At 34.0% G+C, this 4,868-nt stretch carries 4 protein-coding genes and 1 pseudogene; 1 reads left to right on the top strand and 4 read right to left on the bottom strand.

Features of this window, described 5'->3' with window-relative positions:
• The 4 genes and pseudogenes from KHW44_RS06420 to KHW44_RS06405 all read right to left on the bottom strand — a co-directional run.
• Positions 1–299, bottom strand: a pseudogene (locus KHW44_RS06420) (TVP38/TMEM64 family protein); the annotation flags it as partial.
• Positions 300–385: 86 nt separating this feature from the next.
• On the bottom strand, positions 386–1,651 hold the full coding sequence (locus tag KHW44_RS06415) for a dicarboxylate/amino acid:cation symporter (protein ID WP_304067388.1): 1,266 nt from the start codon (positions 1,649–1,651) through the stop codon (positions 386–388).
• A 35-nt stretch (positions 1,652–1,686) separates the two neighbouring features.
• Positions 1,687–2,532: an NAD(P)-dependent oxidoreductase gene (locus KHW44_RS06410; RefSeq protein ID WP_304067385.1), complete on the bottom strand. Its 846-nt coding sequence runs from the start codon at positions 2,530–2,532 to the stop codon at positions 1,687–1,689.
• Positions 2,533–2,541: 9 nt separating this feature from the next.
• A complete protein-coding gene (locus tag KHW44_RS06405) occupies positions 2,542–3,303 on the bottom strand; it encodes an exodeoxyribonuclease III (protein ID WP_002835661.1) in 762 nt (253 codons plus the stop codon).
• Positions 3,304–3,476: 173 nt separating this feature from the next.
• Between KHW44_RS06405 and KHW44_RS06400 the strand changes: the two genes are divergently transcribed.
• Positions 3,477–4,868: insulinase family protein (locus KHW44_RS06400; protein ID WP_304067382.1), on the top strand; the 1,392-nt coding region annotated here is incomplete at its 3' end.

The following is a 4,868-nucleotide window of genomic DNA, read 5'->3' as shown; positions in this document are numbered from 1 at the left end:
GCCATTGCAGATGTCCAAGACAATATGCTTCCCTTAACCCATCCCCAAATAGCTGCATTTGAAAATGTAATGAAAAAAGCTGGGATTGGAGCTGCAACTGATTGCACTATCATCATTAAAAATGATATTACAACTGCAGTTTTCCCAAATGATCTGATGTACGCTTTTACACTTTCGAGGTTTTGAAACGCTTTTGACATGTTTCCTAATCCTTCTCTAAGTGGTTTGATAAATACAAATGCAAGAACCACTACAAGAATAACGATGATTTTTTTGATATGTTTATTTTCTAATTTCAAAATTATCCCTCCTTATATTTATTATATCAGATAAAAAAATAAACACTTATTGAAATTTTCTATAAGTGTTTATCATTTATTAAAATTTACGAATTAAATTTTTCCCTATCAAAATACTCTTCGCCAGAACTATTTGCGACGATAACTGTGCATACCGCATCTCCTGTGATATTTATCGCTGTTCTAATCATATCTAAAATTCTGTCTATTCCCATTATCATCGCTATTGCAGAAATCGGAAGTCCAATTGAATTGAACACCATGGATAAAGTTATCAAACCAACTGAAGGAATTCCTGCAGTACCTACAGATGCAAGTGTCGCTGCAGCAATTACTGTCAAGAAGTTTTGTGGAGTCAATTGCATTCCGTAGGCGTTCGCTGCAAATACTACTGCAACTCCTTGCATGATTGCTGTTCCGTCCATGTTGATAGTCGCTCCAAGTGGAATTGTAAATGAGGAAATTTTTCTACTAACTCCAAGTTCTTCCAATTTGTTGATGTTCATTGGCACTGTTGCATTTGAAGATGATGTGGAGAACGCAAATCCCAAAACCGGGAAGAATTTCTTCAAGAATTTGAATGGATTTGCTTTTGCAAAAATCGTCAATAAAACCATATAAACTAAGAAAAGTTGCAATCCCAATCCTAAAACTACTGTGAGCATGTATTTTAACATAGAGAATATTGCAGATAATCCTAAAGTTGCAAATGTCTTTGTGATAAGAGCAAATACACCTATTGGCGCAAACTTCATGACAATCATTGTCATATCCATCATTATGTCGTTGAATTCTTCGAAAATATTTGCTACGTTGTGTGCTTTTTCTCCCAAATTCGCCAAAATAATTCCAACTAACAATGCGAAGAAAATTATTTGCAACATATTTCCTTCAGCCATAGCTTTAATTGGATTTGTAGGAATCAAATTGAGCACAGTATCTTTTATTGAAACTGCCTTCGCAGGGTCTGCTTGGGCAGCCTGGCTCACTTTGCTAAGATCAATTCCAACTCCAGGCTTTATAAATGATGCCAATAATAGCGCCAAAGTTATCGCCAAAGCCGTAGTGAACAAATAAAACACAAGTGTTTTGACTCCGATTTTTCCTAATTTTTTAGTATCCCCCATGCTCATCGCACCAGTTACAAGTGAGAAAAACACCAATGGAACAACGAGCATTTGCATTAATCTAATAAATCCTTGCCCCAATACGTCGAATATCCCATTAACTAAAATGGTATCTTTTATATATGATGAAGGGACAAATAGATTAAAAACTATTCCTACCAACAACCCTAAAAATAATCCTATGAAAATTTGAGTTGTAAGTCCCATTTTTTTCTTTTGTTTCATAAATATCTTTCCTTTTTCTTAAAATTCATTTTGCATTACAAATTGTTTTTTTCGATATATTTTTTCAAAGAAGTTTGCCAATCAGTGAATTTGTAAATTTGAGAAGTATTCAACAAGAAATTTTCCAAAGCTGTGAAATCTGGTCTATGACCTTCAATTCTCAAGTTTTCATCTTCGATAACTTCCGCATCAATTCCTTTTATCCTCAAAATTTCTTCTGCAAAATCTTTTCTACTAGCAACTCCCTCACATGATGCGTGATAAATCCCGTAATCGTAAGTATCCATCAATTTCACGATAAATTCAGCTAATTGATATGCACTTGTCGGAGAAGAATATTGAGCCTTAGGAACCAAAACTTTTCCTGTTTGTTGTGCTTCTTTAATAATATCTTCTACCCTGTGATTTACTGGAGAGAATAACCAACTTGTTCTCAAAATAAAGTGTTTTACGCTGAATTCCCTTACGAAATTTTCTCCCATCAATTTGCTTTTTCCATACATTGTCGTTGGATGAGGAGTGTCGTATTCTCTGTAGGCACTTCTGGATTGTCCACTGAACACATCATCAGCAGACATGTGAATTATTTTCGCATCCACAGTGTTCGCTGCAACAGCCATGTTTCTTGCTCCCAAAGCATTTACTCTGAAAGCTTCGTCCGGGTTTTCTTGACATGCGACAGGGTCTGTAAGTGCAGAACAATTTATGATTACATTCGGTCTGTTTCTTCTGGCAAATATGGAAGTTTCATCAGAATTTACAATATCTACGATATCTTTATCCGTTGCTAAGACTTCATCTTCCAAAGGATCCAAATATTTCTGTAATACTTTTCCAATCTTTCCATCTGCTCCACTTATCCAAATTCTATTTCTAGTCATAATATCTCCTTAAAAATTTATTTCCAATTCAACTGGACAATGGTCTGATCCCATTATGCTTTGGTGAATTTTCGCATCCACAAGATTGTCCTTCAAATCATCACTTACTATGAAATAATCAATTCTCCATCCAGCATTTCTTTCTCTCGCCTTTGCGAAATAAGACCAATAAGAATACTCATCTGTTTTGTCAGGATAAAAATATCTGAACGTGTCAATGTAACCATCGTTTAACAAAAGTGACATTTTATTTCTTTCTTCATCGGTAAATCCTGCTGAACGTCGGTTTGATTGTGGGTTTTTCAAATCAATTTCGTTGTGAGCGACATTCAAATCCCCACACACAATTACAGGTTTTCTATCTCTTAAAATATTCAAATAATTGTGGAATTCATCTTCCCACACCATTCTATAATCCAAGCGTTCTAATTTTTGTTTGGAGTTCGGAGTGTAGACATTCACCAAGAAAAAATCTTCGTATTCACATGTAATCACACGTCCTTCAGTGTCGTGTTCATCAATTCCAATTCCAAAACTTACACCTATTGGCTCAGTTTTTGTGTAGACCAAAGTTCCAGAATATCCAGCCTTGTTAGCTGAATAAGAATATCTGTGATAGCCTTCTATTTCCATTTCGTCAGTCATTTGATTTTCTTTCATTTTGATTTCTTGCAAACAAAAAATATCCGCATTCAAACTATCAAATGCTTCCTTAAATCCTTTTTTCCACACGGCTCTGTATCCGTTAACATTCCATGATATTAATTTCATATTCTCACCTCTTATTTGTTATTTATTATATCATATACACTTCTAAAAAATGATAATTGTGAATGTAGCGAACAATTATTTATACCCAAATAAACGAAAATTTAATAAATTTGTAATTTTGTTAAGTTTTCGCAATTTGATATAATATATTAAAAAGAAAAAAGGAGATTTTTATGCAAGATTATAAAAATTTTAAATTAATAGATACAAGAGAATTGTCAGACATCAATTCTACTGCATTTCTTTTCGAACACGAAAAGACAAAAGCAAAAGTTTTGAAGCTCGCTAACGACGACGAAAACAAAGTATTTTCAATCGCGTTCAAGACAATTCCACAAGACAGCACAGGTGTCGCTCACATAATGGAGCATTCAGTATTGAACGGCTCCAAAAAATACACAACTCGTGAACCATTTATGGATTTGGTAAAATCATCGCTACAAACTTTTTTGAATGCGATAACTTACCCAGATAAAACATGCTATCCTGTCGCAAGTCGAAACGCCAAGGATTTCAAAAATCTCGTGGATGTTTATTTGGATGCAGTGTTCAATCCAATTGTTTACGAAAAGAAAAATATTTTCTATCAAGAAGGTTGGCACTACGAAATCAAAAATATCGACGATGATATCAAATACAACGGTGTTGTGTACAACGAAATGAAAGGTGCTTACAGTTCAATTTATACGATTATTTTCGATGAATTGTTCAAATATTTGTACCCAGACACAACTTACGCTCATTCATCTGGTGGTAATCCTTACAACATTCCAGATTTAACTTACGACAAATTCTTGGAATTCCACGACAAATACTACCATCCATCAAATTCGTTCATTTATTTCTATGGAAATGGAAATATCGAAGAAGAATTAGATCATTTGTCAAAATATTTGGAAGAATATGATTACAAAAAAATCGACTCAGACATTCCTTATCAAAAACCATTTGAGAAAGCTAAAAAAGTCGAAGTCGAATATAACATATCAAAAGACGAAAATCCTGACGGAAAAGATGTATTGGTATATGCTGCAAATGTCGGACACATCACAAATGTAAAAGACGCATTCGTATCAACTATTTTAAGTGATGTATTGTTCTCCAACGAATCTGCGATAATCAAAGAAAAATTATTACAAGAAAACATCTGTGAATCTGTAGAGAACGTATCATCTTACGGCCAAGAAATCACAATGGGTGTTATCGCTGAGAACTCAGATGTAAAAAACACTGAAAAATTTGAAGCATTGGTTAAAAGAGAACTAGAAAACATCGTAAAAAACGGAATCGACAAGGACGAACTCACATCTACTCTTAACAAATTAGAATACGATTTGAAAGAAGCAGGAAGTTTCCACACAAAAGGAGTTATCTATTTCTTAAAATCTGCTCTAAGTTTCATGTACTCAGATAGCTACTACGACCAATTGCAATTCTCAGAAACACTTGCAGAATGCAGAAAATTAATCGATACAGATTACTACGAAAAATTCATCGAAGAAAAATTATTGAACAACAACTTCAAATTGATTCTATCATTGAAAGCAACACCAGGTCTTAATTTG

The sequence above is a fragment of the Finegoldia magna genome (assembly GCF_018371055.1).
GTDB lineage: Bacteria > Bacillota > Clostridia > Tissierellales > Peptoniphilaceae > Finegoldia > Finegoldia magna_I.
Note: the sequence above shows the minus strand (reverse complement) of the source record. Positions and strands in the feature narration are given on the sequence as shown.